Annotated in this window: 20 protein-coding genes, 1 tRNA gene and 1 other RNA gene; 15 read left to right on the top strand and 7 right to left on the bottom strand. The window is 35.0% G+C overall.

Translation table 11 applies throughout. The features are described from left to right. Positions 1-25 precede the first annotated feature (25 nt). Positions 26-1,243 (bottom strand): mechanosensitive ion channel family protein, encoded by a 1,218-nt coding sequence (locus tag ACFIMM_RS07440; RefSeq protein WP_375638344.1) that lies wholly within the window; start codon positions 1,241-1,243, stop codon positions 26-28. A gap of 134 nt (positions 1,244-1,377) precedes the next feature. On the opposite strand from ACFIMM_RS07440, the gene dnaG reads away from it, so the two are divergent. The 3 genes from dnaG (at position 1,378) to ACFIMM_RS07455 (ending at position 6,791) form a co-directional block, all read left to right on the top strand. Further along, a complete protein-coding gene (dnaG, locus tag ACFIMM_RS07445; RefSeq protein WP_375613349.1) occupies positions 1,378-3,315 on the top strand; it encodes a DNA primase in 1,938 nt (645 codons plus the stop codon). A 389-nt stretch (positions 3,316-3,704) separates the two neighbouring features. Beyond that, positions 3,705-5,720, top strand: coding sequence for an RNA polymerase sigma factor RpoD (gene rpoD, locus ACFIMM_RS07450; protein ID WP_375613401.1), 2,016 nt, complete (start codon positions 3,705-3,707; stop codon positions 5,718-5,720). Between the two features lie 609 nt (positions 5,721-6,329). Next, positions 6,330-6,791, top strand: coding sequence for a YcgN family cysteine cluster protein (locus ACFIMM_RS07455; protein ID WP_375628795.1), 462 nt, complete (start codon positions 6,330-6,332; stop codon positions 6,789-6,791). A 29-nt stretch (positions 6,792-6,820) separates the two neighbouring features. Here the strand turns inward: ACFIMM_RS07455 and ACFIMM_RS07460 are convergent, their stop codons facing one another. Further along, complete coding sequence (locus tag ACFIMM_RS07460; RefSeq protein WP_375682755.1) at positions 6,821-7,564, bottom strand: SIMPL domain-containing protein; 744 nt, start codon at positions 7,562-7,564, stop codon at positions 6,821-6,823. A 169-nt stretch (positions 7,565-7,733) separates the two neighbouring features. Here ACFIMM_RS07460 and ACFIMM_RS07465 point away from each other — a divergent pair. Further along, a tRNA-Ile gene (locus ACFIMM_RS07465) sits at positions 7,734-7,810 on the top strand. A 1,698-nt stretch (positions 7,811-9,508) separates the two neighbouring features. Next, positions 9,509-9,691, top strand: coding sequence for a hypothetical protein (locus ACFIMM_RS07470; RefSeq protein ID WP_375611974.1), 183 nt, complete (start codon positions 9,509-9,511; stop codon positions 9,689-9,691). On the opposite strand, the gene ACFIMM_RS07475 is transcribed toward ACFIMM_RS07470, so the two are convergent. Beyond that, the gene (locus ACFIMM_RS07475; RefSeq protein WP_007347852.1) at positions 9,615-9,929 is read right to left on the bottom strand and encodes a helix-turn-helix domain-containing protein; all 315 of its coding nucleotides are present in this window, start codon (positions 9,927-9,929) and stop codon (positions 9,615-9,617) included. The two genes, ACFIMM_RS07470 and ACFIMM_RS07475, sit on opposite strands and share 77 nt — an antisense overlap. Before the next feature lie 610 nt (positions 9,930-10,539). On the opposite strand from ACFIMM_RS07475, the gene ACFIMM_RS07480 reads away from it, so the two are divergent. The 4 genes from ACFIMM_RS07480 (at position 10,540) to ACFIMM_RS07495 (ending at position 11,788) form a co-directional block, all read left to right on the top strand. Further along, positions 10,540-10,665 (top strand): hypothetical protein, encoded by a 126-nt coding sequence (locus tag ACFIMM_RS07480; protein ID WP_375613352.1) that lies wholly within the window; start codon positions 10,540-10,542, stop codon positions 10,663-10,665. A 15-nt stretch (positions 10,666-10,680) separates the two neighbouring features. Beyond that, on the top strand, positions 10,681-10,947 hold the full coding sequence (locus ACFIMM_RS07485) for a hypothetical protein (RefSeq protein WP_375682754.1): 267 nt from the start codon (positions 10,681-10,683) through the stop codon (positions 10,945-10,947). Positions 10,948-11,253: 306 nt separating this feature from the next. Then, positions 11,254-11,565 (top strand): hypothetical protein, encoded by a 312-nt coding sequence (locus ACFIMM_RS07490; RefSeq protein WP_375613354.1) that lies wholly within the window; start codon positions 11,254-11,256, stop codon positions 11,563-11,565. 52 nt (positions 11,566-11,617) lie between these two features. Next, entirely contained in the window at positions 11,618-11,788 is a 171-nt protein-coding gene (locus tag ACFIMM_RS07495; protein ID WP_375613355.1) for a hypothetical protein, read from the top strand. Positions 11,789-12,318: 530 nt separating this feature from the next. On the opposite strand, the gene ACFIMM_RS07500 is transcribed toward ACFIMM_RS07495, so the two are convergent. Together ACFIMM_RS07500 and ACFIMM_RS07505 are read right to left on the bottom strand one after the other, a co-directional pair. Continuing rightward, positions 12,319-12,498 (bottom strand): DUF1508 domain-containing protein, encoded by a 180-nt coding sequence (locus ACFIMM_RS07500; RefSeq protein ID WP_142416545.1) that lies wholly within the window; start codon positions 12,496-12,498, stop codon positions 12,319-12,321. A 389-nt stretch (positions 12,499-12,887) separates the two neighbouring features. Continuing rightward, the gene (locus ACFIMM_RS07505) at positions 12,888-13,427 is read right to left on the bottom strand and encodes a helix-turn-helix domain-containing protein (RefSeq protein WP_375628802.1); all 540 of its coding nucleotides are present in this window, start codon (positions 13,425-13,427) and stop codon (positions 12,888-12,890) included. 358 nt (positions 13,428-13,785) lie between these two features. On the opposite strand from ACFIMM_RS07505, the gene ACFIMM_RS07510 reads away from it, so the two are divergent. After that, positions 13,786-14,838 carry a DUF475 domain-containing protein gene (locus tag ACFIMM_RS07510; RefSeq protein ID WP_375682753.1) on the top strand — a complete coding sequence of 351 codons (1,053 nt, stop codon included), beginning with the start codon at positions 13,786-13,788 and terminating at the stop codon, positions 14,836-14,838. Positions 14,839-15,309: 471 nt separating this feature from the next. Here ACFIMM_RS07510 and pncA read toward each other — a convergent pair whose 3' ends face one another. Then, positions 15,310-15,918, bottom strand: a complete 609-nt coding sequence (pncA, locus tag ACFIMM_RS07515) for a bifunctional nicotinamidase/pyrazinamidase (protein ID WP_375628806.1) — start codon at positions 15,916-15,918, stop codon at positions 15,310-15,312. A gap of 46 nt (positions 15,919-15,964) precedes the next feature. Next, on the bottom strand, positions 15,965-16,501 hold the full coding sequence (locus ACFIMM_RS07520; RefSeq protein WP_375611982.1) for a hypothetical protein: 537 nt from the start codon (positions 16,499-16,501) through the stop codon (positions 15,965-15,967). Between the two features lie 160 nt (positions 16,502-16,661). Between ACFIMM_RS07520 and ettA the strand changes: the two genes are divergently transcribed. The 5 genes from ettA (at position 16,662) to rnpB (ending at position 24,803) form a co-directional block, all read left to right on the top strand. Further along, a complete protein-coding gene (ettA, locus tag ACFIMM_RS07525) occupies positions 16,662-18,311 on the top strand; it encodes an energy-dependent translational throttle protein EttA (RefSeq protein ID WP_375611983.1) in 1,650 nt (549 codons plus the stop codon). A 666-nt stretch (positions 18,312-18,977) separates the two neighbouring features. Then, the gene (locus ACFIMM_RS07530; RefSeq protein WP_375682752.1) at positions 18,978-19,916 is read left to right on the top strand and encodes an ArsR/SmtB family transcription factor; all 939 of its coding nucleotides are present in this window, start codon (positions 18,978-18,980) and stop codon (positions 19,914-19,916) included. 2,159 nt (positions 19,917-22,075) lie between these two features. Continuing rightward, complete coding sequence (locus ACFIMM_RS07535; RefSeq protein WP_375611985.1) at positions 22,076-22,453, top strand: hypothetical protein; 378 nt, start codon at positions 22,076-22,078, stop codon at positions 22,451-22,453. A gap of 1,366 nt (positions 22,454-23,819) precedes the next feature. Continuing rightward, positions 23,820-24,329, top strand: a complete 510-nt coding sequence (locus ACFIMM_RS07540) for a lytic transglycosylase domain-containing protein (protein WP_375613362.1) — start codon at positions 23,820-23,822, stop codon at positions 24,327-24,329. Between the two features lie 83 nt (positions 24,330-24,412). Continuing rightward, positions 24,413-24,803, top strand: an RNA gene (rnpB, locus tag ACFIMM_RS07545) — RNase P RNA component class A. Positions 24,804-25,004: the final 201 nt, after the last annotated feature.

Genomic DNA, 25,004 nt, shown 5'->3' on the forward strand with positions numbered 1-25,004 from the left:
ATTAATAAATTGAAGTTTATTGTTTTTATTTCACTTTTGCTTTTAATACTTGATTAAAATCATAACCGCTTGGATTTTGAAAAACCTTTAGACCGAAACAGGGCAGAATGGAATAAAGGTGATCAAAGATATCGCCTTGAATTTGTTCATAGTCGATCCAAACGGTGGTGTTCGTAAAGCAATAGATTTCTAAGGGTAAACCATTTTCTGTAGGAGGTAATTGCCGTGCCATGAGGGTCATATTAGGGTTGATGTTTAGATGCTGTTGTAGATAAGCAAAAACATAAGCACGAAAAGTTCCAATGTTGGTTAAACGGCGCGTATTGGCTAAGACATCATGATTTTTATCTAATTGAGCGTTCCATTGTTCGATTTCTTCTACTTTTTGCGTGAAATAACTTTCTAATAAATTAAATCGGGAAAGATATTTTTGTTCTTCTTTTGTGAGAAAATGGATACTTGATTGATCAATAAAAAGGGAGCGTTTGATGCGTCTGCCACCCGATTCTTGCATTCCACGCCAATTTTTAAAAGGGTCGGTCACAAGTTTACGGATAGGAACTGAGGTGATGGTGTTGTCGAAATTTTGAACTTTAACAGTATGCAAGGCAATTTCAATAACATCACCATCGGCACCGAGATTGGGGATTTCAATCCAATCCCCAACACGAACCATATCAGTGGATGAAATTTGAATACCGGCAACGAGAGAAAGAAGCGTATCTTGAAAAATTAACATGAGAACCGCGGCCATTGCACCAAGACCGGAGAAGAGAATAAGAGGGGAACGGTCAATCAATGTAGCGACCATTAAAATTGTTGCAACAGCAAAAAGTGCAATTTTAGCAATTTGAATATAACCTTTTATTGGTTTTAGTCGTGCTGTTGGTCGTTGTTCGTAAAGGATGTTAATGACATTGAGACAGGAAGAAATTGTCAGGACGACAAAGAAGATAATGAAGGCGTTGGCAACATTACTGATGACAGTGCTAAATGCATCGGGCAATGTTGAGATAAAATTAACACCAATTGAAAGAATAAAAGCTGAAATGATATCCGCTATGTATTGAATAGCATTATTAATATCGATCGTTGTATTTTTGGGGAGAAAAGAAGAGAGTTTTTTTGCTCCGTGAATAAGTAATTTTCGTCCTAGAAAGTTCACTAAAAGGGCAGCTATAGTAAGAATAACAAGCCAAGAAATAGCCTCTAACCACGGATATTGAGCAATAAATTCGATCACTTTTTATTCTCCATTTCTAAAAATATATGCAGTTGAGGGTTTAAAATTTTACAACTGCTTAAGAGGAAGTATTGGAATTATGCTCTAAAGTCGTTAAATATGCAAAAAAGAATTTTCAAACTCTGTGAGAGATAATGCGTTTTCCGCCCGATTTCCTTAATGAATTGCGTACGAGACTCCCAATTTCAACAGTGATTGGGCAACGGGTGGATTTTGATCCTCGAAAAAGTAAGCCTTCACGGGGAGACTTTTGGTGTTGTTGTCCATTTCATGGTGAAAAAACGCCAAGTTTTCATTGTGATGATCATAAAGGGCGCTATTATTGTTTTGGTTGTGGTGTAAGTGGAGATATTTTTACCTTTTTGTGTGAGCTTGATGGATTGCACTTTTCAGAAAGTGTAGAGCGTTTGGCTGATTTTGCGGGAATAAAACTCCCTATTTTGGATTCACAAAGTCATAAACGTCAACTGGAAAAAGCTGACCTTTATGATGTGATGAAAATTGCTACAGATTTTTTTCAATATAATTTACGCGATAAAGAAGGTACGCAAGCACGTCGTTATCTGGATGCACGTGGTGTTACACCAGAGCTTGTAGAGCGTTTCCGCATTGGTTTTGCACCGGTAAGGCGTACAGCTTTGAAAGAAGCTTTGAGTGCACGGGGCATTTCAATAAAGCAAATGGAAGAATGTGGGCTTCTCTCAGTGCATGAGGAGAGCGCAGATTCTTATGACCGATTTAGAAATCGCATTATGTTTCCTATCGAAGATTTGCGCGGACGTGTGGTGGCTTTCGGAGGGCGTGCATTAGAGAAAGAGACACGAGCAAAATATCTCAATAGCCCTGAAACAGTGCTGTTTCATAAAGGAAATATACTTTATAACGCGGCAGCAGCTCGCAAAAATAGTCGCTTTGTTGGCGATGAAAAAATTCATTCACTCCTTGTTGTTGAGGGGTATATGGATGTCATTGCATTGACTAAAGCTGGTTTTGAAGGAGTTGTAGCGCCCTTAGGGACAGCATTAACGGAAGCGCAAATTGAGCTTTTATGGCAGATGGGGAAGGAGCCTATTTTGTGTTTTGATGGTGATGATGCTGGTTTAAAAGCTGCTTTTCGTGTTGCTGATCGTGTGTTGCCTCTTTTAAAGGCTGGGGTTTGTGTACGCTTTGTTTTGTTGCCACAAGGGAAAGATCCTGATGAAATTGTTTGTGCTGGTGGAGCACAGCTTTTTTCTTCTTTTTTGCAAAAAGCTATTCCTTTGAGTGAGCTTTTATGGTGGCGTGCTACCTATGGAAAGCATTTTGAAATTCCAGAGGCACGAGCAGCGCTAGAAAAACAACTAAAACAACAAATTTTTACGATTAAGGATGAAGATGTCCGTCGTTATTATTTGCAAGATGTAAAAAAACGCCTTTTTGATTTTTTTCGTCCCTCTTTTTCGAAAAAAAGGGGGGAAGGGCGATATGGTCAATCTTCACCAAATAGGACCTTTAAAGATCAAACCTTTTCTCTGTTAGCAAATTCTGAAATAGTACGAAATTCTTCGCAATCTATCCCTTTGCGTGAAGCAGTGATTTTACTTACTTTAGCTTACTATCCTGAGTTGTGGTATGAAAATTTTGAAATTCTTTCTGAGTTAGAATTAAAAAATACTCAATTGATAATTTTTCATCAAGCTATGTTGGAAATTCTTGGGGACCAACAGCTTCATGATAAAGAGACGATGGTTGCGTTCTTAGAAAAAAGAGGGCAAAAGGCTCTGTTAGAGCGTATGAAACATCTTGTGCAAAATATTGGTATGCGTATTATTCCTGGTGGAGCCCCTATAGAAGATGCGCGTGCTATATTAAAACAAGCTGTCTACTTGCATCTTCAAGAACACCACCTACATAAGAGGTTACAGGATATTGAAGAGCAACTTGTAGAAAATCCTAAGAGTGAGGTTTTTGATCTGCTTCGTGAGGTAAAAAATGAGCTGGAGCAGATGCAGGCAACAGAAGCGTTAATTGAAGGATTTGGAAGTTGGTTGGATGAAAAAATAGACGGGAATACACAAGATACGATAAAATGATTCGCTTTTTTAATGCGAATCAGTCACTTAAATTTTAGATGAGGAAGTTTATGTGGAGTGACATTTTTATAAAGATGACAATTAAATTTTAGGAAAAGCGGGTAAATTTTAGGAAAAGCGGGAAATTGGTTCTTACGATAGGGTGCAGAGATTATCTCAGAAGGGCTGAGAGGTGTCGGGGAAACTTCTGGAGTTTTCCCGCGTTTTTGTCTGGATGTCAAGCTTGTCTGGATGTCAGGGCGTATACAAAATGTATTCTTTCCAATGGTAATCTCTTAACAGGAAGTATATATGAGTAACTATTGGTAGATTTTAGTGAGAACAAAAAACTGGTCACATGGAAACTATGGTTACATGGAAACTATGAAGTGATCGAGTGGAGTTATGGTATGGCAACAAAGGTTAAACAGAAAGATAATGCAGAAGTAACAAACCAAGCGAGTTTGGATAGTCCTCTTCTTGATTTTTCTGATGATGCCATCAAGAAAATGATTAAACTTGCCAAAAAAAATGGTTACGTAACAATGGATGAACTCAATGCTGTTCTTCCTTCTGACGAGGTTACATCCGAACAAATTGAAGATATCTTGGCGATGTTCTCTGAGATGGGGGTTAATGTTGTGGATGATGAGGATGAAGTCGAGTCTGAAAATTATGAAGAAGAAGTTACGGTAGAGGGGGGTGATTTAGTAGAAGCCTCTAGCCACGCAATTGCAACGACAACGAATAAACGCGAAGTAACAGATCGTACGGATGATCCGGTGCGTATGTATTTGCGTGAGATGGGAGCTGTTGAGCTTCTTTCGCGGGAAGGCGAAATTGCCATTGCTAAGCGTATTGAAGCAGGGCGTGAGACAATGATTGCAGGACTTTGTGAGAGTCCTTTGACTTTTCAGGCTCTTATTATCTGGCGTGACGAGTTAAAAGAGCAGCGTATTCTTCTTCGTGAAATTATTGATCTTGAAACGACTTATGCTGGTCCAGAAGCAAAGCAGGCTCCTGTTATTGAGCGAAGTGAAGTTGATAAGACAGTAGAAGAAAAAATGTCTTCTGGTATACGTAATATGGGGGAGAGCGCAGGAGAGAGAAACATTGAAGACGATGATGAAGAGGACGAGGACGATGTTAACTTATCGCTTGCTGCAATGGAAAATGAACTTTGTCCTCAAGTTATGGAAACATTGGATTTTATTGCTCAAACCTATGTGAAATTACGAAAATTACAAGATCAGCATGTTGAAAGCAGTTTGGCAGAGCGTAAAGAGGGGGCTCTTACATCTTCTCAGAAGAAGAAATATATTCAATTAAAGGGTGAGTTGATTCAAGCAGTAAAATCCCTTTCTTTAAACCAAAATCGTATCGAAGCTTTGGTTGAACAGCTTTATGACATTAATAAGAGATTGATTCATAATGAAGGTAAGCTGAAACGGATTGCCAATAGCTATGGCATTGGCCATGAGGACTTTTTAAAAGAATACCAAGGGCGTGAATTGGACGCGGATTGGATGAATTATATTTCTGCTTTGCCTACACCTGGTTGGAAAGAGTTTTCGGTGCGTGAAGCAAAAGAAATCCAAAAACTGCGAAGTGAAATACAAAATCTTGCGCAAGAAACGGCTATTTCGATTGGTGAATTTCGTCGGATTGTTATGCAGGTGCAGAAAGGTGAACGCGAATCAACAATTGCGAAAAAAGAGATGGTAGAATCTAATTTGCGTCTTGTCATTTCAATTGCAAAAAAATACACCAATCGTGGTTTGCAGTTTCTTGATCTTATTCAAGAGGGCAATATCGGTTTGATGAAGGCTGTGGATAAGTTTGAATATCGGCGCGGCTACAAATTTTCAACTTATGCAACATGGTGGATTCGTCAAGCTATTACACGTTCAATTGCTGATCAGGCACGTACAATTCGTATTCCTGTTCATATGATTGAAACAATTAATAAAATCGTTCGTACCTCGCGTCAGATTCTCCATGAAATTGGACGAGAACCAACACCAGAAGAATTATCTAGCAAGCTTTCTATGCCGTTAGAAAAAGTACGAAAAGTTCTTAAAATTGCAAAAGAACCTATTTCTCTCGAAACGCCTGTTGGTGATGAAGATGATTCCCATTTGGGTGATTTTATTGAGGATAGGAATGCGTTATTACCAATTGATGCAGCTATCCAAGCTAATCTGCGAGATACGACAACACGCGTTCTTGCTTCATTAACACCACGAGAAGAACGTGTTTTGCGGATGCGTTTTGGAATAGGGATGAATACCGATCACACATTGGAAGAAGTGGGACAGCAGTTCTCAGTTACAAGAGAGCGTATTCGTCAGATTGAAGCAAAGGCACTTCGTAAATTAAAACATCCTAGCCGTTCACGAAAATTGCGCAGTTTTCTCGATTCTTAAATAAAAGAATTCGTGTGCATTTTAATAACTCCCTCTTTCTTCCTAATGAAGGGGGGAGGTGCTTCATGTTGTACTTGGATACTTTTTTGAGAAAAACATAGGAAAAATTTGAACAATCTAGAAAGTTTTCGATGTTTAATGTTTTTCTTAGCTTTGGGGCTTTATACTTCTCTTTCTCAAAAGAATAGATATAGGGCAAAGGGTGGTTATGGAGTAGAGAGTAGGGGGCTTTCAAGAAATGAACGATAAAAACATTACCTTGCGATAGCGCGGCTCGTTTTTAAGAAATGAGATCTATTAGGAGTAAACTTATATTGCAACATACGGACTTTTTGATGAAAAATGTATGTTCTTTGCGGAATTTTTCTATCATTTTAGGTGACGCATTTTATTCTTCGTTAAGTTTACAAAGAGATGTTTCAATAGGTTATGTTCATTTATATGCGCTATTTTTGAATATTCTCTTTTTATTCAGATAGCTTTTAAGAACATGGTTTAAAGTATACATTGAGTTGAATCTTTTTAAGAGACAGAAATAGATAAAATTATAGAAATTAAACGTTTCATTTTTTATAGATCGTCTTAATTAAAAAAGGTGTGTCTGAGTTTATGAGTGGAGAACTTCCCTTTTGGAAAGTAAAAAAATTAGAAGAGATTTCCATTTCTGAGTGGGAGAGCCTTTGTGATGGCTGTGGCTGTTGTTGTCTCCATAAAGTTGAGGACGATGATACGGGTGACCTTTATGCAACCAGTATTGCTTGTCGTCTTTTAGATGGGGAAACCTGCAGGTGTCGAGATTATGCTCATCGTAAATCAATTGTACCAGATTGTATATCGCTAGACATTACGACAGTTAAAACAGCGCGTTGGCTCCCAGAAAGTTGTGCTTATAGATTAATTTATGAGGGAAAAGATCTTCATTGGTGGCATCCATTGGTATCAGGGGATTGTCAGACGGTACATACAGCGCATATTTCTGCACGCGGACAAATAGAGATTTACGAAGACGAATTATTATCTGAGGAAGATTATCTTTATCACATTACTGGTCTTCTACGTGAAGGCCAGTAATGTGATTTTTTATACAACTTGTTTGTGACTTAATCGATCGCAAAGACTACAGTGACGCTCACGTTATAATTTAATTCACCACCTGCAAAATTTGTATTTGCGTAGCTTACATCTGCTGCTCTACTCATGAGACGTGGTGTTGGGTGATAGTAATCATCCTTTTCATTGATTTCAATAATTTTTCCTAATTTTAAATCGGCTGCTTGCGCTATCGTTTGCGCTTTTTCAATGGCTTCAGTAATGGCTTTTTTACGTGCTTCTTGATAAAATGGCTTTGTATCTGCGTTGGTAAAAGTAATGCCGTTAACTGAATTAACACCTAGTGTCATCGCTTGATCAAAGATTTTACCAGCATTGGTAAGATCACGAATGCGCACGGTTAAAGAATTTGAAACATGATAGAGTTTTTCATTATTCTTTTTTTCGTGGTGTTTATCAGAGGTTGACTGATAAATGGATAAGCCTGATGTTTGCAAATCATTTGCTTGGATGCCATTGTTTTTAAAAGCGTTTATAATATCATTGATGGATTGATTATTGGAAGCTAATGCCTTTTGGGCAGTTTTGTCATAGGTAACAACGGCTAGATTAATAATGGCCATATCCGGTGCTGCTTGACTTTCTCCGATTGCTGTCACTGTAATCGTTGCATTTTTCATTTTATTTTCTTCAGCATAAGCACGTACAGTCAACGATGTGGTTAAGAGTGTAAATGCTAATATAACTGTTTTAACCAGAGAACTCTTCAGTGGTTGAATTTTCTTTTCTATCATATCTATACCTTTATATTTGTCAGTTAATTATTCTCTCATTTTTAAGAGTTTTTGTAAAGAAATTAGAGCACTGAAAAAAAACCAATAGAAAAGAGAAAAAGATAGGTTATAATCTTTGTCAGCTCTTGTATCATAGGGCATTTTAGTTTAGAGAGAAACAACCTATTTAGGGCCTGTAGCTCAATTGGTTAGAGCCAGCGGCTCATAACCGCTTGGTTGGGGGTTCGAGTCCCTCCGGGCCCACCAATAGGGAAATGTACAATAGAAAAATGGATCGCTTATATAAAAGTTTTGAGATTCTACCTTTTTCGTTTTTTATTTATTTTCCTGTTTGTTTTAGAAGCTTTTGGTCGTTGTTTGTTGCTGTTTTTTCTCTCAGTCGCTTTAATATGATGGTATGTTTTCTTAGTCTCATCAAAGAAGTTCTCTCATTTGCAACCTTTTAGCATTTGGATTAACTGATATGGGTCGCTATTTACTTTCTTAATTCATATACTGTTTTGTACTTTTTCTATATGGTGTTCTTCATAAAATAGAAGGCTAAAAGCTTCATTGGATAAGTTTATTTATACTTGTTCTGCAAATAAACAGACCTCAATAAAACCAATTTTAAAGATTGTACCTGTTCAGAACAAATGGCTCAAAAAACATTTAGTGTAAATTTGCTTTTTTCTAAGTGATGTTAATGTCTTTTAAACGTTCGAATAGCATCATTGTGATGAAAGGTTAGTGTATAAGAGAATGTGATCTATGGGCATTCATATGTATCATGGGGGCAACGATGATAACATTTGTTGATATTTTCTTTTTCCCAAGAAAGGAATTCTATTTAATATCTTGAGAAATATTGTTCATAGTGACGGTGGCGTGTTTTTTGAAAAGAATTTTATTAATTGTTCTTTGAAAAGTCAATTGAGTGATTGTTTCTATCGCTTTGCATCATCCAGATTCTATTGTAATAAGCATTTTATTATTCTGTAAGAAATGTTTTCTATGATATTGGAAAATTTGTTAAAATGCCATTTTCTGTTTTTGTGTATTTTTTGCTTAATGTTTAAATTATAGAGTTTTCATGTGATCCGAATTATTATTGAAGAGCAGATGTCTTTTTTGATTTTACTCTGATAAGGAATTGGCAATATTGCGGTAACCCTAGCACTTTTTTGTATTGATAACATTTTTCTCGTATTGATCGTATAGAGAGTTTTATCTTTATTATGAGTTTTTTCTCTTATGAAAAATTATTGGCAGGGAGGGTGTTTTTTTGGAAAAGTATACTTCTTCTTCAAAGCCATACTTTTAAAATATAATTCTTCATTTGCATAAGGGAATTTCTCTCTTGTTGTGAATCTGTATAAAATTTACGTACAAAGATTGTGCGTGGTGATTCGTTTTATTTTTTTGATAGTATCATTTTTGCTTATGATAGAGACTTATATTAGTATTTACAAGGTGCGTTTAGAGGGGAGGTTACCTGTAAATGTGTTACAGAGTTTTAGGTAGTGTGGCTCTGTTTATAAGAATTTATTCCTATAACATTGTTATATTCTCGCTTTGCAATATTGTTAAAAAAACATAGATGGTGCTATGTAGAATAAATTGTGATGTATTTTTTTCAAAAAAGCTTTTTCGTGTTCTCTTATATAGAGTTCAGGAGTGTCTTCAGGGATATTTTCACATTAGTTTTTATTGGTCCGAATCGCAAGATCTGCGTAACATTATTCGCGTTTTTGATAGATTATACCAATTTTCATAAGAAGGTCTGGATCGTGTGATGCTTTCTGTTTCACCATGGTACATGACTAATAGAACTTCATCTGATTTTGTAAAATAAGTTTGTACACAATTGCTTCCATACTGCCTATTGCAAATATTTTTTTCTAAGGTATGAGATATATTTTAAACGCTTTAGCGTTATATAGTGTGACTACATGGAGTATGACTATGAAGAATGATAAAAAATTTGAAACAACTTTATCTGATATTATTGTGAAATGGGAGTCTTTATCGACGTCTCAAAAGCAAGCGATATTGGATAAAGTAGAAAATGCTACAGATTCTGCTCATTCAACAGAACATTTAAGGCTTCAATCTTCTTTTTATCTCCAGACGAAATCAAAGTTATGAGTTTTAAGTCTTCATCGGAGATGTTGAAACCAGTTATTACATATATGGCACTAGCATTTCCCAGTGTATTCAAAATAGCCATGAGTTTATCTACAGAAGGTCTCTTGCCTCCATTTATCATTTGTTGGACGTAATTTTGTCCACAGCCTGCAGCTCTGCTTATTTCAATCATTGTTCGTCCGTCACTTTTTATCAATTCAACTAAGCGTTGGAACCAATCTTTTTCAGTCTTTGTCATTTTTAGACCTTTACATATTTACGCTATAGCGTTAATATTGCGTTGCGAATCCAGAATATATGATACAAGGAGCGTGAAAATATCCATGTGTAGCTCTTCGCTAAGGAAGCATATAGAGTTGTTTTTAACTAATAACAAAATGTCCCCATACACTTTCAGATTCGAATCAATAAAAATGGTTGCTTAGTTCCACGGTTGTGAAAAAGTAAATGTGTATACCAGAAAGGGCGATACACACTCGTATGTTTATGAGATTTCACTATGATAGTATACGTAGCAGCATTATAAATCAAGATATACCCCAACATCAGAATTTGTAAAAAAAAATTCTGCGTTGAGGTAGTGTGTGAATATAACGAAGCTTTAGAGCCTTAAGAGATAGGATAATGGCTGTAGAAAAAATGTAAATTGCATAGATAAAGAATACTGATTTCTTCTTTATTGTAATAAATTAGATCACTATCAGATGGTATATCGTATATATGCGTAAAAAAATGGGAAATATCAAAAAAGTGATCTTGGATATTTTATTAAACAGGAAGGTAATCTGATCCACAAAGGTGGTTGTTTGGTAGAATTGTACATTCGATCAATGCCCTTATGGGGATGAATGTGTTTTTATGATGCTGCGGTTTATAATGAAGTCTGTGTTTATAATGATATTGTTATTGATAACAATGCATTAACATATGGTTGTTTAGTTGTTCGTAAGAGTTCGCATGTTTATGAAAAATAAGAACTTTACCGTTATTTGAATATGAGTGGAGATGCATATGTTTATGCTAATGCTAATGCTAATGCGGTCTTTTTTGATCAAGTTTTGAATGCTCAATGTATTGAATTTTGTGGTGATACTCGTGATTTTAGAAAGGCTCGAGTTTATAATGATGCTTTAGTTTGTGGTGATGTAAAGATTTGTGGGAAGGCAAAATTTTACAGAAATGCTGTGCTTTGTGACACTGAAGATTTTTGTAATAATGAAAAACTTTCATATATAGCCGCATTCCACATGGCGTAAAAAAGGAAGATAGGAACGATTTGGGCAAGGCTTGTATGATTGGATTGCGTCGTTAGTTTTATTTGACGTTCCTTATTTTTTGTATTTTGTGTCAATAAATATGTCGCAAATAATTGGTGTGAGTGTAGATTTAGCCGCTTTCAGAGATTTGTTTGCGTCATTTATCAATGCTTTAATGGAGAAAATAAGAACGCCGAGAGTGATTGTTCACACTTGGAACATGCAATTTATTGCATTCTTTTTTTGATTGAGGATGAAACAAATTGGTCAAGATCATCACTTGAGCGACAATTAAGGGAGATCCAAATGAGTGTAAACGAAATTTTATTGGGAGCAATGATTGTTGTTTTGTTGTGCAGCGGGGTTATATTTCGATTTTCTTTATATTATCGCAGTCAAGTGAAAATTTTAAAAGAGGAATCTAGAAGAATAAAGCATGAGTTTTTAAGAGATTCTATGAAGATGACTGAAGAACGAGATAGGGCTATTAGAGAGCAAAGTATGGTGATTAAAAGACGCGACCAAGCAATTGAAAAACTGAAAAAACAAATTAAGCAATATGAAAAAAATGAAAAGAAATATAAAAAAATGCTTAAATCTGAAGATGATAAAGAGTGATTGTATTCATATTTTGCATTAAAGGGTTTAGAAATGTGTTAGGAAGATTGGAATGACGAGAGAGATAAACTTTAATGAAGCCAATTATGGTGCTGATGGAGAGATTGTATTGGAAGAGAATATTCAAGTTTACTCTGATTTTATGACAACATTTAAGGTTATAAGACAGAGCGTCGTTGATCATAAAATAAGAGTTTATGATGATAAACCAGTTTATAGGTAGGCTAGTTATTAAAAAGCGCGTCTATACAATCCAGCAATTTTATATTATTGCTGGAAACAGTTTTGCACGTTCTTTTTAGATGTAAGGTATAAATGCTACGATAGTTTCAGCTAATAGGTATAAAAAATTGCATGATAATAGAAAGAAAGAGATATTTGCTTTTTATGAAGATGAAATGGGTAAGTCAGTTATGATTATCAGATACAGAAGAGGAATATGAACGTAAAAGATATTAATATCTTTTAGAGTAAATATATTTCTCATTGATGATTTATCTTCTCTTCATGTGCGTTTATTTTTTATGAAAAATACAAAACTTAAGAGATTTTCTTTTTGATAAAGGCTATAGAGATTTGAGTATGATTGAAAATAAACATATAATCTGTAAGAATATGAATGTTCTTTGTGAGTGTCAGAAATAATACAAAAACTTCCTCTCATTGAGGGCAAATCAATCACTTTTCATTTATCACAAAAGTAACTACCATACCATTATACAAAATAAACGCTTGTTTTAATGGTAAAGAACGTTAGGACTGTAGTTCTCTAATAAGAGCCTTATGTGTAATTTCTTTTATTTGCTCAATATTGATTAGGATATCTTGTTTTGTTGGATAACCTTTACTAGAAAAAGCAATTTTTTGTGCATCTCCTGAGATTAAACGCCAGTACCATTGATTGTGAACTCCTTGAAACACCTCAAAATACATGCTTCCCACCTCATAAAATAGCTGATAATTTTCAGGATAAATATTTAACTAATCCGCTTGTAAACATTAATGTATGTCTCTCTAGGAAGTCGTCAATATATTCCCCTTAAATTTTCTGACCTTAAAAAATAATTTCTATGAGAGCTATTATTCTTTTAACAAGAAAAAATTTATTGTCAATAAGATATGAATGAGAATTTTATACTATAAAATTATTTTTTTTAATTTAAAGACACTATACTTTCATTTACAACGCAAATATTTTTCTGTCGTTACAGAAATAAAGTTTATAAATTATATAAAACTTCACCAGCACGGATAAAGTAAAAAAATACTTCTTTCCATACTGGTGTTTAATCATTTCTTGCTTTTTCTTTTGAAATAGACGTTTATTGATTAGCTATAACCTCTTTTTGGGATACGCTTCGAATGAGTAAATCAATGAATAAGCTAAGGGTATAAGAATTGGCCATTTTAGCTTTCATATCGATAAGAGAGGTTGTAGTTTTAGAGTTAAAACCATTTGATAAACCTTGTCTTGACAAATATTGCTGCAACTTTTCATAAGAACTGTCGATTTTTTCTTGATTTAGTTTTTCGTTACGATCACTATCGGCAAGTGTTTCTTCCAGTCCCTCGATTTTTTTAATAAAATAATTCCAGTCAAAATCACCTTTTGTATATTCGGTGTCAAACATTTTTCCTTGTCCAGTTAAAAGCCAATTAATATTGACACCATATAACGTGCGGTATGTTTGTAAGACACTAAGATTGGGTTCTCTCTCTCCACGCTCATAAAAAGCAATGGAATTTTTTGTCATGCTAAAACTTTTAGCTAAGGTTTCACGCGATGGATCGCCTAAAGCAAGACGTACATAACGTAAACGTTTTCCAAATATGGTTTTTGATTCAGTTTCAGGACGTGCCACGAATTATCTCCCTCGGTAAATCATCATGGTATAAATCATTAAATAATAAAAGCACACTATGTATTAATATTCTATGATATAATGTCAATATTATAGCTTTAATTTCTTGTTATTTTTTTATTTGTGTAGATAGAAAGCAATCTTGCACTTATTGTATTGACAATTGATATTCACTTCAAAACAAAATTCCTTGTTGCTACATTTGTCTCTTGCTTTTTTTGAGAGAATTTTCATGTAACTTTACCATATATATTCTATACACCTCTGCATTAATAGATGCAACTTTAAAGAGATGCAAACTTTGGATTGGTACTGGGTGTGCTTAGATGAAGTAGAAAATAAACTTTGAGGAATGATCATGTCCCTATTACGCTATTTTGGGTTTGCTTTTTTTTTCACGATTATTGGTGTCTTTTTAGGAGGGGTTATTGGTTGGTTTGAAACGGAAAGTATTACTGGTTTTCTTAAATATTTTTTTATTTGCTTTGTTTTAGGAATTTTGGAAATTTCTTTATCTTTTGATAATTCTATTATCAATGCGCGTGTTCTTAGTAGAATGAGTCCATTGTGGCGTCGTCGTTTTCTTATATGGGGTATTTTGATAGCTGTATTTGGGATGAGAATTGTTTTTCCATTATTGGTGGTTGTCGTTGCTGTTGGGATTAATCCAATTGCGGCAGTCAAATTAGCGATATGGGAACCACATCGATATGCTGAAGTTTTAACCGATGCGCATATGGGGATTGCTGCTTTTGGAGGAACTTTCCTTATGATGGTTGGCTTAAAATATTTTTTTGATTCTGAAAAAGAAGTGCATTGGCTTAATGTTATAGAGAGATCTGCTCAAAAGTTTGGGGCGCTTGTTGGAATTGATATTGCAATTGTTTTGATTTTGATCTTATTTGTTTCAGCTCAGATTGACGCAGAAAATAAAATAACTTTTTTATTAGCAGCACTTTATGGACTTTTGACCTTTATCGGTGTTGAAGTTGTCGGTCATCTCTTGGATACTCCTCAAAAGACTTTAACAACAGTAGCTCACGGGGGAGTAGGGGCGTTTCTTTATTTAGAAGTTCTTGATGCTAGTTTTTCTTTCGATGGCGTGGTTGGTGCTTTTGCCTTTTCACACAACCTTTTTATTATTGCGATAGGTCTTGGTATCGGAGCATTTTACGTTCGTTCTATGACAATTATGTTGGTTGAATCAGGAACATTATTGCATTATCGTTATTTAGAGCATGGTGCTTTTTATGCAATTCTAGTTCTTGCAGTGATTATGTATCTGCAAACGATTATATCGGTTCCTGAAGTTTTAACAGGACTTGTGGGAGTCTGTATTATTGGAATGGCATTATATTCTTCGATTCGTTTTAAGCATCGTCAATTAGATGAACATGTTGTATCTAAGTAATGGAGATTTCTTCCTTTTTCACACTTTTGTTTATCGCATATCTTTGAATAGAAAGAGGTCTTTTGTGCAAAAAATGCCATGTTATTGCTTATTGATGTTTTTGTTTTAAAGAGGAGATCATTGCACGATTTCCCCTCCATGAGGGAAATAATGTATAATCTTTTGGATAACTTTTGACGTATAGAGGCTTTTTGACTTCAATATAAGGTGCAAGTTTACGCTATACTTTTTACCAGCTTTCAGTATCATAACTGCTCTTGCATTTAATGATTCATAAGAAGCCTTTTGGCTGTTTTTTTTGCAAGATTTTTATTCATACATCAATCCTATTTGTGATGTTTTAAGAGAATGGTGTTGAAATAGGGTTGAAATGAGAGAATTTTACGATATTTTCGTTCCTTACTTAAATAGGTAAAAAAATTTATTCATTATAAATCAGAATGTTATAATGGTAGATGAGAAAAGAATATTTTAGGAGAGCATTAACAGTTCTATCCCTGCTTCGTTCATAGTTTTAAGCATAGTGTTTAGTGATCCGTTTACATCAATACCAGCACAAGCATTTAATGAAACACTGACTTTAAAACCGTATTGTATGGCGTGAAGAGCAGAGAATCCGACACAAAAATCAGTTGCTAAGCCACACATAATGAGCTTGGTAAAACCATGTTCTTTGAGATAAACATGTAAACCTGTTGGTGTTTTTTGATCATTTTCAAGAAAAGCAGAATAGCTATCCATTTTTTGATTATAGCCTTTTCTAAGGATAAGTTGTGCCTTTTCTACTCTAAGAGATGGATGGAATTCTGCTCCTTGTGTTCCTCGTATGCAATGATCAGGCCAAAGTATTTGAGGACCATAGTCAAGAATGACTGTATCATAGGGCTTTTTTTCAGGATAACAGGAAGCAAAGCTGCAATGGTTTTTGGGATGCCAGTCTTGGGTTAAGATAACGTGGTCAAAATGATTTATGAGATTATTGACGGCGGGTAAAATAGCATCACCTTGAGGTACGGCAAGTGCTCCACCTAGTAAGAAGTCATTTTGAACATCAATGACGATTAAGGCTTTTTTTTCCATAAATATATTCCTATACGAGATGAGCTTTTATCGTATTTTTAAAAAGCTATATGTCGTCTTGAAGTTTTGAAATGATGTGCTGGATATTGATATTATTTTTATAATTATCAAGCCAAAAGAGGGGGATGGATAAGTTTTTACAATTGGTTTTATAGTTTTTTACGAATTGTAACCACGTACCAATGGGAAGTGCGCTGTAGTCATTTGTTGCTACGTGTTGATGCAAAGCTTTCATGATCATTGGGCTTGGGACGTCAGATCCCATAAGGCGGCGGTCGTTTTGTAAACGTAATTTAAGCCATATCAAGGCAAGGGGTGAAGTCCATTGCTTTCCGTAGCAAAAAATCGATGAAAAAAGAGAAGGATTTTTTACTGCGTAATATAAAGCCCATAAAGCGAGAAAAGAAGGCGCATAGAGAATTGCTTTTCTTTGTGGTATCATATTACATTGATAAGTCGGTTTAATACGATAAAAATACAATGTTATATCTGGTATGGAAAAGAGAGGCAATGTTTGATAACAGGTTTCAGGTACAGCTAAAAAGATTTGCTTTTTGCTCTTTAGGGGGATGTTTTTTTGCATTCAGGACCATACTGGGGCTTGTGAGATTAGAAAAAATGTACCAATATAAAGCGAAAGCTTTTGATACGACGTAAGTGCTATTTACTGTACAGTTTCAAAAAGCAAAAGCAGTTTTTTCAAAATCCTAATCTTTAATATCGCATAATATAAAGAGAAATTTATGGCACGTCAATTTATCTATCATATGGCTGGGCTTAACAAGTCTTACGGCAATAAAAAAGTTCTAGAAAATATTCATTTGTCTTTTTATCCAGATGCGAAGATCGGTATTTTAGGGCCGAATGGTGCAGGGAAGTCAACTATTTTACGTATTATGGCTGGGCTAGATAAGGAATATACCGGAGAAGCATGGATTTCTGAAGGAGCACGCTGTGGTTATCTACCACAAGAACCTTTGCTTGATGCGAGCAAAGATGTACGTGGTAATGTGATGGAAGGTGTTGCAGATAAACAGGAAGTTCTTGAGCGTTATAACGAATTGATGATGAATTATAGCGAGGAAACGGCTGATGAAAGCGCACAGCTTCAGGACATTATTGACAGTCAGAATCTTTGGGATTTAGAAAGTCAAGTGGAAATGGCTATGGCTGCTCTTGGCTGTCCGCCAGCCGATGGGGATGTAACAAAACTTTCGGGTGGTGAGAAGCGGCGTGTTGCACTTTGTAAATTGCTTTTGTCAAAACCTGATTTATTACTTTTGGATGAACCGACAAACCATTTAGATGCTGAAACGACGGCTTGGCTTGAGAGGCATCTACGTGAATATCCTGGGGCTGTGCTTTTGATAACCCATGATCGTTATTTTCTCGACAATGTAACGGGTTGGATTTTAGAATTAGATCGCGGTAGAGGTATTCCTTATGAGGGGAACTATTCTGCTTATTTGGGGGCTAAAGCCAAGCGTTTGGCTCAGGAAGGCCGTGAAGAGGCAGCGCGTCAACGTGCTTTATCACGTGAGCAAGAATGGATTGCTTCTAGTCCAAAAGGGCGACAAGCAAAGTCAAAAGCTCGGATTAAGGCTTATGATGAGTTGGTTCAATCAGCACGTGAGCGCCGTCCTGGAGAGGCGCAAATCATTATTCCTATTGGAGAAAGATTAGGACAAGTTGTTATTGAGGTTGATAATCTCTCTAAAGCTTATGGTGAACGTGTATTGATTGATTCTCTTTCTTTTAAACTTCCTGCTGGTGGCATTGTAGGCGTTATTGGGGCCAATGGTATGGGAAAGTCGACCTTGTTTAAAATGTTGACGGGACAGGAAAAGCCCGATTCAGGTCAGATACGTATCGGTGAAACAGTTCACATGAGTTATGTGGATCAGAGTCGCGATTCCTTGGTGGGGGATAAAACTGTTTGGGAGGAAATTTCTGGTGGAAATGACATTATTAAATTAGGCAAATATGAGATGAATAGCCGCGCTTATTGCGGGGCATTTAATTTCAAGGGGGCAGATCAGCAGCAGAAGGTGGCAAATTTATCAGGAGGGCAGCGCAATCGCGTACATTTGGCGAAACTTCTAAAAGAGGGGGGGAATGTGCTTCTTCTTGATGAACCGACAAATGATCTTGATACTGAAACATTGGGTGCATTGGAAGATGCATTGGAAAATTTCGCTGGTTGTGCAGTTATCATATCGCATGATCGTATGTTTCTTGATCGATTGGCAACACATATTTTAGCCTTTGAAGGTGATGGTCATGTAGAATGGTTTGAAGGTAATTTTGCTGAATATGAGGCTGATAAAGTTCGTCGTCTTGGGGCGGAATCTCTTAATCCTAAGCATGCAAATTATAAACCTCTTACACGCTAGAATTTTTTATCTTATCGCAACTTTGTTAGAATAATAGTGTATTTTATTGCGTTTGTTATTTCATAAATAAAGTGTGTGTGTACTCTGTGGGAGTTTTTATTCATTGAAAAGAGTAAGAGACACTTTATGAAATTATGACCTAAATAGGGTTATTTTACTCATGATATATAACCGGTTATTTTTTGTAAAACTGCAATGAAAAGGAGGGGATGGAGCGTATAGTATTACTTCTACAAATGCCTTGGTCATTGAGCATTATCATCTTTACTTAATAAAAATGCAAGCTGGCATTATCATGTTATTTTTTCTCAATAGTATGCAGTTCTTGTTTTTAGGTGGGCATAAAAGGTATTTTTATCCATCTGTCCCCTCCGTTTATGAGCTGTAAGAGAATGATTTGGATTGATTTATCATGAATAGATTTGAAATGAGAAAAATCTACGGTATTCTGGTTTTTTATTCAAGTTAAAAATGAATTATTATTATAAATCAATGTATTCTCATTATAACGAGAAGCAGGGAGATAAGATCTGTTCGTTTTTTACATTAGCCTATTTTTTTCATAGTATGATAAAATAGAGAGAGCAAAATAGATGAGAATATGCGTTGTATGCTTGACTTTTTTTCCTACAAACAAATGTTTATAGGAATGTTTAGGGGATAATTATGAAAAAAAGTGCAAGTTTAGATGCAATGATTGTGCTGCTGAAAGCGGTCGCAGAAGTAAGCCATTTACGTGTTCTTAGGCTCTTACATCATGAAGATTTAACAATTCCTGATTTTATTTTTATTCTTGATCAGTCGCAAGCGTGTATATCACGATATTTACGTTTATTGTACGAAGCACGATTGATTGAGCGTTATCAGAAGGGGGATAGCCTTTATTTTAAGCTTTGTCATGATTTTTGGGGTAAAGACATTGTGATGGGTATTCTTTCGTCTTTACCAAAGAATGATGTGTTGTTAGCGCATGATTTAGAACGTTTGAAGGATGTTAAAAAGCAGCGTCAAAAAACGAGGAAGAAGCATTTCTTAAAAAATGCGTTGCAACGGGATGTATTACGGTCATCCTATATGGTAGATCATCGTGTAGAAAACTCTTTACTTGAAATCATTGGCGATAAACCATTTCAGACGATGCTGAATATTGGAAGAGGTGGAGACTCTATCTTAAAATTGTTTTCTAATCTTTATACGCATGCGGTTCAAGTTGTGCTTGATAGCAGTGTTTTTCACTTGTCTGTTGGAGATACAACTTTTGATTTAGTTATTCTTCATTGGGTTTTACATTTTCTTGAAAATCCTGAAATATTCCTTCATGAGATATCAAGTGTTTTGCGTCCTCATGGCCGTTTATTGATTGTGGATTTTGGTTATCATGAAATTGAGTCTTCATATTCTGATCAAGTGCATATGCGTTTTGGATTTTCGGCTTTACAAATAGAACAATGGCTTAAAAATGCGGGACTTGTTCTAGAACAAACGGTTTGTCTTACTCCTATACAAAATGAAAACAGTGAGGAGGGGATTGCTACGCTTTGGCTTGCTCATGATCCGCGTTTATTGGTTGACGATATCAAAGATAAACAAGTAGATTTTGCATAAATCGCGTTTGTTAACGTGCTTTATACTCTGATTTTTCTCAAGGAATAGCGTAGAGATAAAACTTTATTCAATCATTGATGAGCTATTGTTTTTTACATTTGTATTATGTTTTTATATGGAAGTATTGGTGTTTTATAGCGGTGTGTAGGCTGTATAATGAAGCACCTTCTATAGAGTTAAGCCTATGAGGATCATTATTTAAGGTGTTCTTGATATCATATTTATGTTATTAGCCAATATATTGATTTTAAAAGATCATTGATTTTTTTAGACTCAATAAGAGGTTTAAATACAGGAATGTTGTTTCATTTCAAATTTCCTGTTTCAGAATCCGAAAGAGTCTGTTTGTCTGCTACAAAAGAAGGTATTTATCTTAATGATACCGTTTGTAAAAGAAAATACATCTTCTAAATGTGAGGGCGGCTGCAATATGATATAATGCCGCACAATATAATCATAGTGAAGGCTCATACCTTCATAAATGTCAAAGATGGTGGTGCCCAATAGATCTTAAAATATCTCTTTAAAACAGGTTTTTAGATAAGGAGTACGTTGGAACTTTTAGTGAGGGGTGCAAAAAGATGCTCTAAAAAGACGAAAAAGTAAAAGGGTAAGACAATGCATTATATTCATAAAATAAGATCGGCGATGATCTAGGGATAGTCTGTGGCTGAAAGTAGGAAAGAAAAGTGTGATATTACACTAAAGTTTCGTATCTCTTTATCATGAGAAGTTATGAAGGTTATTAAATAAGTTCATTGTTTTTGCCAAAAGTATTTTCTTTCTTTTTATGTTTGCCGCTCATCTTATGACGCAGTCCGTGGGTATAGCGTAAAATTGATAGGGCACCATCGTCTTTAGTTTAAGTAAAAGTTGTAAGCCGGCATCATCGTTTTATGTTTTTTATCCATATGCTTCTTCTTGTTTGTGATGTGCGATAGTATGGCTATTCATTAATTCAATAGACGAAGATTGAAAATAAGGGAATCTTACGTTCTTGAGGTTTCTCATGTAAATTGTAAAATGATGAGTTATGATTGTAAATCAATGAATTGTTTACGTTAGAAGAACAGATTATAAAAATTTTTGAGCATAGAAACTACTGTGTGTATTATTTTACGGGATCATTTAAATGATAGAGATTAAGAGAAAATGTCTGCATTGATTTCGGTTTGTTATGTTAAAATGCGTTAGAGACTGTTGGTTATTGTAAAATGGTCTATCGTTATTTGGAATGACGATGGGGCGTGATTCGAAACAAATATCTTCAGAGTTCTCATTTTCTCATAAGATTAAGCTGTTTAAGTTTCTCATTGATTGTTACATGAGGGATGTAACAATATTTTAATGATCATTTACAGAAATTTTTTATAAAGGTAGATAAGATTTTATTTTCTCTAATTTATTGTTTTAATTTAAATAATTCATAGCTTTCTTGCAAGAAGATATTTTCCATTTTTTACGGTTATTTGTGTAAGATTTTAAAAATCTACGTTTTTCTTTTTGTGGTGATTGCTGTTGGAAAAGTGATTCTACTTTTACGTAGTTTGATTTTTATAGGGTGGATACGTAGAAATTACTGTTTTTTAATATGATCATCAGAGTTATGAAAGAAACTATTTAAAAGTTATAATGATCGTAGATTCTAATTGATGCTTCTTGAAATAAAATTGCTTCAAATTGGGTCATTTTGAACTTTTTTTGCCTAAATTTAAACATTTTTAAATAATTTATAATTCTTTTATGTTTTTTTGCGTAGAAGATGATAAGAATTTCTTGTTGTTTAAAGAATTTTATTCCATAGCAAGAATATTGCATCAGCTATCTTAGTGGTTGATGTAAGAGGACAATCGGGGAACCTCCTCCCCCCCCCCCGCGTGGATCCCCTAGATTGTCTGGCCTGACTGAGGAAATCCTCAGTCAGGCTTTTTGTAATTATTTTAGGAAATGTAAGGTGTTATTAGGGGGAGGTGTAAAATTTGTTATTGTTTCGCCTATAGTACCTAAATACATAGAGGGGCGAGTCTTATTGGGCGGATAGTGTTAGCGTATTCATTTTTAATAATTTGATTTTTCTTTATTGAGGCATTGTTGAATGCTATAAGGGGAATCATAAAAGGAATCTATGTTTGTATTCTGTGGTCTTTAGGTAAGAGATAATGGGATCTTTTTCGCATCGTATTATTTTTATTTTATTCGTATTTTTTATTTTTGGCGCTGTCTTTTTTGCTTCTCGAAGTGGTGTTGTTTATCAGTTTTTTCCCGGTCGCTCTTCTTTTTCTTCTCAGCAGCTTGATGTAACAGAGGAGGAGTTATTAGAGAGATTATCCGTATCTTTTCCAGATATTATCAAGCATCTTTCTAAAATGACCCCTCAACAGCAAGAGTTGTTTATTGCGCAGCTGCGTCGTGATGTAATTGCGCTTGCTTCTAAAAGTGGTCAGAGTCGTGAGCAGGCTCAAAAATCTGGTGAAACTGTTGCTATGGCTCTCTCGAAAGCGATTTCTCGTCCTTCCGTTGCTAATGCTTATTTTTAGCTATTTTTTTAATCGCGCTTTTGGGTTTTATTTTAAGGAGAAAGAGCTTCTCTTGAAATTTTGAAAAGTGCGAGGAGATGATCAATTTGTAAGGTATTAACAGAATTTATCTCTCAAAAGGTAAGCAATTGGAGTATAAGGGTAATGTTGCAATCATTACAGGAGTGATAGAAAGTCTATCAAGGGTATTGGTCCAAGTTAATTGCATTATCAATCGCTACAATGACAAAAGCAGTATTGACTATAATAAAACACGTTAACTGCATTTTATATGCCGGTTATTTTTTTATTTGATATGAGAAAATAAAATTTTTTAAAGGATTTAAGCTTTTTTTGTTCTGCGGATTTTAGGATATTTATCCACTTGTATGATTTCTGAAAATGAGGTGCAAGACTGATAAGATGATAGTCTGTGACAAAGAAAAAATATTTGAATGAAGATGAGAGGTCTATTTTTATTTAAAAAGGCTTTGGGGGTATTGAGTTTTCTAACATTTTTCAAAAAAAAATAGACACAAGTAATTGTTAAGCTTTGTTGTAGGGATAAAAACGGATATAACTTTTTTAGTATATTGTTTTATAATGATAATTTATCATTTTATATTGAATGAGAATCTTAAGAATTGTAAAATCCTCTCATTTTAAATTTATCCATGGTGAAAAAATTAAAATCAGTTTCTTGTATACCACAAGTAGAGGCTTGTGTGGATAAAAACTCTTTATAAAAAGGAATTAAAAAGCTTCTTTGAGACATCTTGAGAGCTAAAAGTCTGTTCCAATATTTTGAATTGGTAAAGAGTATGATGGTTTTAGTATATTTATGAATTTTTTTATGCGCAATGATGGGGGGATTTGTTTTGTGATTTTTTGAGGTTTTATCGGACATAAAGAGTGCAGTGGGTGTTTATTAATCAGAGAGAAGCGTTGATAACGATTTATATTTTTTGTGAACCTTTTTTGATATCGAGCATCTTCGGTAAAAAGATGCTCTTGTCTCTCTTTCTTTGAGGGATTGATCTCAATAAAAAAATTAATAATCTTATGTAAAAAATATTACATCTAGTTCAGATGCTATTTTTTTAATATAAAAATTGATTGATACAACAGAGATAGCCGCAAGTTATAGATTATATCATTTTATTTGATACGCTATAAGATTAATTATAGTCTTTTTATTTTTTTATTTTATGATATAGAGAAATCTGAGACTTGTGCATAAAGATATATTCTTTTATTTCATAATTTTAGCTTGAAATTGTCTTACTATTTCCTTTTTAAAGACGTTCTTTTGCTTTCTTTTTTGTATAATACATTTGCAAATTACTTGCGGCTAGAATTTGAGAATGTTTGAGTGAAGAGAAAGAAAATGCAATTTTTGAAAATCTTGTTAAATACAGCATGTGCTGTATTTTTTGTATTTGATATAAGTTGGACTCATAGTGTCTTAAATGTTGCGGAATCAGGAGAAACCTCAGTGATTGTTGCTTCTAAGATTTCTGCTCGTCCTTATGAGTTTCTTATTCAGAAACTTGCGAATAAATATAATGTTCCCGTTAATTTAGCACATGCTGTTGTAAAAGTTGAAAGTAATTATAAGGCAGGTATAAAGGGGGCTGCTGGCGAAATAGGTTTGATGCAAATTAAACCCTCTACGGCACGAGGGTTGGGCTTTAGTGGTTCTGTACAGGATTTGTACGATCCTGCGACCAATCTTGAATATGGTATGCGTTATTTGGCAAGGGCCTATAAACTCAGTGGTGGAAGTACGTGTGGTACAATCCTTAAATATAACGCAGGTCATGCTGCAAAAAAAATGAATTCCATTTCAGCGAAATATTGCGCAAAAGTAAAGACTTATCTGGCTTCATTAAAATAAAAACATCTGTTGAGAGAGGTTTGTCATAAAATATTTTAAGATGCTATTTTCACGGAGCAGAAAATGTTTTATAAATCAGTATGTCAGTCGGCTGGGCAGCCGCGCTTGTCTGATACTGAAATACGGCAGGTGAGGAAAGTCCGGGCTCCATGGAAAGACGGTGCCGGGTAACACCCGGCAGGGGTGACCCTAGGGAAAGTGCCACAGAAAGTAAACCGCCTATTTTTATAGGTAAGGGTGAAAGGGTGGAGTAAGAGCCCACCGCGCATTCAGTAATGAATGTGGCAAGGTAAACCCCACCGGGAGCAAGACCAAATAGAAATGACGTGCAAAATTTAATTTGCAGCCGATTTCCGGGCGAGTCATTCGGGTAGGTTGCACGAGGCGGATGGTAACATCCGTCCCAGATGAATGGTTGCCATGTAAAGTGTAAGCTTTACTCTACAGAACCCGGCTTATAGGCCGACTGATATTTCATGATGATAGGCGATATTTTATAAGATCAATTATATACGGTCTTTTATGGAGTCTATGTGTTTGAAATAGACACTTGAGCAAAGAGTGTTTTAAAAAATTATAACATTTCTTTAAGTATAATGCGTTAGAATCTGTTTTGGTATAACTTTAGTTTTTTCGTTCATTGTGATTAATGTGAAAGTTGAAGGCCAGGTTATT

Source organism: Bartonella sp. AP258QHHD, assembly GCF_042196145.1.
Classification (GTDB): domain Bacteria; phylum Pseudomonadota; class Alphaproteobacteria; order Rhizobiales; family Rhizobiaceae; genus Bartonella.

What these genes read in the sequence shown, in the direction of transcription:
- dnaG (WP_375613349.1), top strand. Translation starts at nt 1,378, where the DNA reads ATGCGTTTTCCGCCCGATTTCCTTAATGAATTGCGTACGAGACTCCCA.
- rpoD (WP_375613401.1), top strand. Translation starts at nt 3,705, where the DNA reads ATGGCAACAAAGGTTAAACAGAAAGATAATGCAGAAGTAACAAACCAA.
- ACFIMM_RS07455 (WP_375628795.1), top strand. Translation starts at nt 6,330, where the DNA reads ATGAGTGGAGAACTTCCCTTTTGGAAAGTAAAAAAATTAGAAGAGATT.
- ACFIMM_RS07460 (WP_375682755.1), bottom strand. Translation starts at nt 7,564, where the DNA reads ATGATAGAAAAGAAAATTCAACCACTGAAGAGTTCTCTGGTTAAAACA.
- ACFIMM_RS07470 (WP_375611974.1), top strand. Translation starts at nt 9,509, where the DNA reads ATGAAGAATGATAAAAAATTTGAAACAACTTTATCTGATATTATTGTG.
- ACFIMM_RS07475 (WP_007347852.1), bottom strand. Translation starts at nt 9,929, where the DNA reads ATGACAAAGACTGAAAAAGATTGGTTCCAACGCTTAGTTGAATTGATA.
- ACFIMM_RS07480 (WP_375613352.1), top strand. Translation starts at nt 10,540, where the DNA reads ATGTGTTTTTATGATGCTGCGGTTTATAATGAAGTCTGTGTTTATAAT.
- ACFIMM_RS07490 (WP_375613354.1), top strand. Translation starts at nt 11,254, where the DNA reads ATGAGTGTAAACGAAATTTTATTGGGAGCAATGATTGTTGTTTTGTTG.
- ACFIMM_RS07495 (WP_375613355.1), top strand. Translation starts at nt 11,618, where the DNA reads ATGACGAGAGAGATAAACTTTAATGAAGCCAATTATGGTGCTGATGGA.
- ACFIMM_RS07500 (WP_142416545.1), bottom strand. Translation starts at nt 12,498, where the DNA reads ATGTATTTTGAGGTGTTTCAAGGAGTTCACAATCAATGGTACTGGCGT.
- ACFIMM_RS07510 (WP_375682753.1), top strand. Translation starts at nt 13,786, where the DNA reads ATGTCCCTATTACGCTATTTTGGGTTTGCTTTTTTTTTCACGATTATT.
- pncA (WP_375628806.1), bottom strand. Translation starts at nt 15,918, where the DNA reads ATGGAAAAAAAAGCCTTAATCGTCATTGATGTTCAAAATGACTTCTTA.
- ACFIMM_RS07520 (WP_375611982.1), bottom strand. Translation starts at nt 16,501, where the DNA reads ATGCAAAAAAACATCCCCCTAAAGAGCAAAAAGCAAATCTTTTTAGCT.
- ettA (WP_375611983.1), top strand. Translation starts at nt 16,662, where the DNA reads ATGGCACGTCAATTTATCTATCATATGGCTGGGCTTAACAAGTCTTAC.
- ACFIMM_RS07530 (WP_375682752.1), top strand. Translation starts at nt 18,978, where the DNA reads ATGAAAAAAAGTGCAAGTTTAGATGCAATGATTGTGCTGCTGAAAGCG.
- ACFIMM_RS07535 (WP_375611985.1), top strand. Translation starts at nt 22,076, where the DNA reads ATGGGATCTTTTTCGCATCGTATTATTTTTATTTTATTCGTATTTTTT.
- ACFIMM_RS07540 (WP_375613362.1), top strand. Translation starts at nt 23,820, where the DNA reads ATGCAATTTTTGAAAATCTTGTTAAATACAGCATGTGCTGTATTTTTT.